2 protein-coding genes are annotated in these 3,066 nt (G+C 39.3%); both read left to right on the top strand.

The annotated features are described in order from the left end of the window. The first annotated feature begins 52 nt into the window (after positions 1-52). The gene (locus Q0296_RS06680) at positions 53-1,963 is read left to right on the top strand and encodes an EAL domain-containing protein (protein ID WP_298038335.1); all 1,911 of its coding nucleotides are present in this window, start codon (positions 53-55) and stop codon (positions 1,961-1,963) included. Then, a complete protein-coding gene (gene dapE, locus Q0296_RS06675; RefSeq protein ID WP_298038332.1) occupies positions 1,963-3,054 on the top strand; it encodes a succinyl-diaminopimelate desuccinylase in 1,092 nt (363 codons plus the stop codon). The genes Q0296_RS06680 and dapE overlap by 1 nt, the downstream gene beginning before the upstream one ends. Positions 3,055-3,066: the final 12 nt, after the last annotated feature.

Genomic DNA, 3,066 nt, shown 5'->3' with positions numbered 1-3,066 from the left:
GCTTAGATATAATCCGTTAAGAAAAAATTTAAGAAGGGAAGTTTGGGAATTTATGGCCGCTGAAGAAACTCAAAGAAAACGCCTAAATACAACCAGGACGGTTGCTTTTGTCGCTTTTATATTAACGGCATTTTTTGTGATAGAGAATTTAACAGTTTTTTATTTTAAATACAACAACGCACTTTCTGAAAACAACTTTGACCTTGAGAAAAAAACTCAATATATGACCTATCAATATGTTGATTATTTTAAAAATATCAGCAAATATGACGTATCAAATTTTCAAGATCATATAGCCAGCAACTCTGTTGGTGACGCCTTTTTGCTAAAAGATAACGGCAAAAATGGCTTTAGAGTGGTAGCCTCATCAAAAAAGAGCTTGATCGGTCAAGACTACAGCGACAATAGCTGTGGCGACATCTACTCTCACGACTTTCAAAAGGACTATTTCAAGGCTGAAATTTTGCCTGAAAACAGCGCAAAGATATGTATGTTTGTGCCAGTAGGCGACTACATTTTTGGCTTTAAAGCAAACATCAATCAAAAGATCATCGGCATGAACGACCAGTTCTTTTACAAATGGCTCTTTCAAAATTTACGCTTTACCTTTATATTGAGCGTGCTAGGGCTTTTCTTAGGGCTTATAATTTGTCTATTTTTTGTTTTTAAATATAAAAAAGTCGAGCACAACTACGAAAAGCTAAAGATCGAAAGCACCGAAAAGATCGAGGAGCTTAGCAAGAAACTCTATATCGACCCGATGACTGGACTTTTAAACAAGGCTGCGCTCATCAAAGACGTAAACGAATACAAATATCCAAAAGTTATCCTCATGGATATCGACGACTTTGGTAAGATGAACGACTACTACGGCAGATACGTCTGTGATCAAATTTTGATACAGATGGCAAATTTGATAAATGAATTTGCGCAAAATGAAAATATGAAGGCTTACTGTATCGAGGCGGATAGATTTGCTTTGGTTGAAGATAATAACGAATTTATCGATAGATACGAGGAGCTGGCTGAAAATTTGCTTGACATTTTTAAAGGCAGAATGCTAAGCATAAAAGATGAAAATGGCGTAGAGATCGATGATATAGAAATTCATAGCACCATTGGCTTTGCACTTGATAGCGACCAAACGCTAAGAAAGGCGACCATCGCGCTAAAATCAGCCAAAAAGCTTGACAAAGACTATGTTTGCTACTTCAAAGGACTAAGCGAAAAAGACGACTATGCAAACCAGATCGAGCGCTCAAAGCTTATCCAAAATGCGACTATAAACGACAATATTGTGCCGTATTTTCAGCCGATATTTGACGATAAAAAGATCCCTGTAAAATACGAATGCTTAATAAGAATTTTAGACCGCGACGACGTCATCTCACCAAGCGTCTTTTTGGACATCTCAAAGCGTATCAAGCGTTACGCAGACCTTGAAAAACAGCTAATTAAGAAGTGTTTTGACCACTTGATAGAGGATCCAAATTTGGTTCTTTCTATAAATTTAAGCAGCCGAGATATGATAGATGGCGACGTTAGCGCACTTGTTTTAAATTTACTAAACAAGCACAATGTCGCTGGCAGGATAGTTTTTGAGATAGTTGAAGACGAGGAGCTAAAAAGTGCTGAGCGCGTCTCAGTCTTTATCGAGAGAGCAAAGAGCATGGGCGCTATGATAGCGATCGACGACTTTGGCTCTGGCTACTCAAATTTCTCTTACATCATAAAGATCAAGCCAGACTACGTGAAGATCGATGGCTCTATCATCAAGGATATCGATATCAACAAAGATTCATACTCGATTGCTAGTGCGATCGTGGCGTTTGCAAAGGATCTTGGCATAAAAACGATCGCCGAATACGTCCACTCGAAGGAAATTTTCAACGTTTGTAAAGAGATCGGTATCGATGAATTTCAAGGATTTTATTTAGGAACCCCGTCTAAAAAGGCGTTTTAGTGGTAGTTAGCTTTTTAAAAGAGCTTTTAAAATTTCGCTCTATCACGCCAGATGATGCTGGTAGTTTGGAGTTTATCGCTAAATTTTTACCTGATTTTGAGGCTAAATTTATAGAAAAAAATGGCACAAAAAATCTCATACTTTCTAAAATTTATGGAAACGGCGAGCATCTAGCCTTCGCAGGACACGTCGATGTCGTGCCACCAGGTGATGGCTGGGAGAGCGAGCCATTTAGCCCACTTGAAAAAGATGGCTACATCTACGCAAGAGGCGCGCAGGATATGAAAAGTGGCGTGGCTGCCTTTGTTTGTGCTGCTAAAGATGCAAAATTTGATGGCAAACTAAGCCTTATCTTAACAAGTGACGAAGAGGGCGATGGCACTTATGGCACGCCTTTGGCGCTTGCGTATCTGCACGAGATAGGTGACCTGCCAAAATTTTGTGTCGTGGCTGAGCCAACTTGCGAAAGGAAATTTGGCGATAGTATAAAGGTTGGCAGACGTGGTTCGGTAAATGGCAAGATCGTGATAAAGGGCGTTCAAGGTCACGTGGCATACCCAGAAAAATGCGTAAATCCAGTAAATTTGATATCTCCACTTTTAAGCAAGATAGCTGATCACGATATGGACGGCGGGAGTGAGTTTTTTAACCCAAGCAAGATCGTGGTGACGGACATTCGTGGTGGCATGCAAGTTTGCAATGTCACTCCAAGTGAGCTTAGTATAATGTTTAACGTTAGAAACTCAAATTTAACTGATGTAAATGACGTTGAGAGCTATCTTAGAAGCGTTTTAGATGGGCTTAGTTACGAGCTTAGCATAAAGCAAAGCTCGAAGAGATTTTTAACGAACAAAGATAGCAAGATAGTAAAAAATTTAATGACATCTGTTACAAAGATCACAGGCACTGCGCCACTTTTAAATACAAAGGGTGGCACGAGCGATGCTAGGCACTTTGCTGAGTTTGGCGTAGATGCGATAGAATTTGGTGTCATAAACGACCGCATACACGCCAAAAACGAACGTGTCAGCATCAGCGAAGTAAATAAACTTTATGAAGTTTTTAAAGACCTTATAGAAAATTTTCACTAATCTATTTTTTAT

This window comes from uncultured Campylobacter sp. (assembly GCF_937890585.1).
GTDB lineage: Bacteria > Campylobacterota > Campylobacteria > Campylobacterales > Campylobacteraceae > Campylobacter_A.
Note: the sequence above shows the minus strand (reverse complement) of the source record. Positions and strands in the feature narration are given on the sequence as shown.

What these genes read in the sequence shown, in the direction of transcription:
- Q0296_RS06680 (WP_298038335.1), top strand. Translation starts at nt 53, where the DNA reads ATGGCCGCTGAAGAAACTCAAAGAAAACGCCTAAATACAACCAGGACG.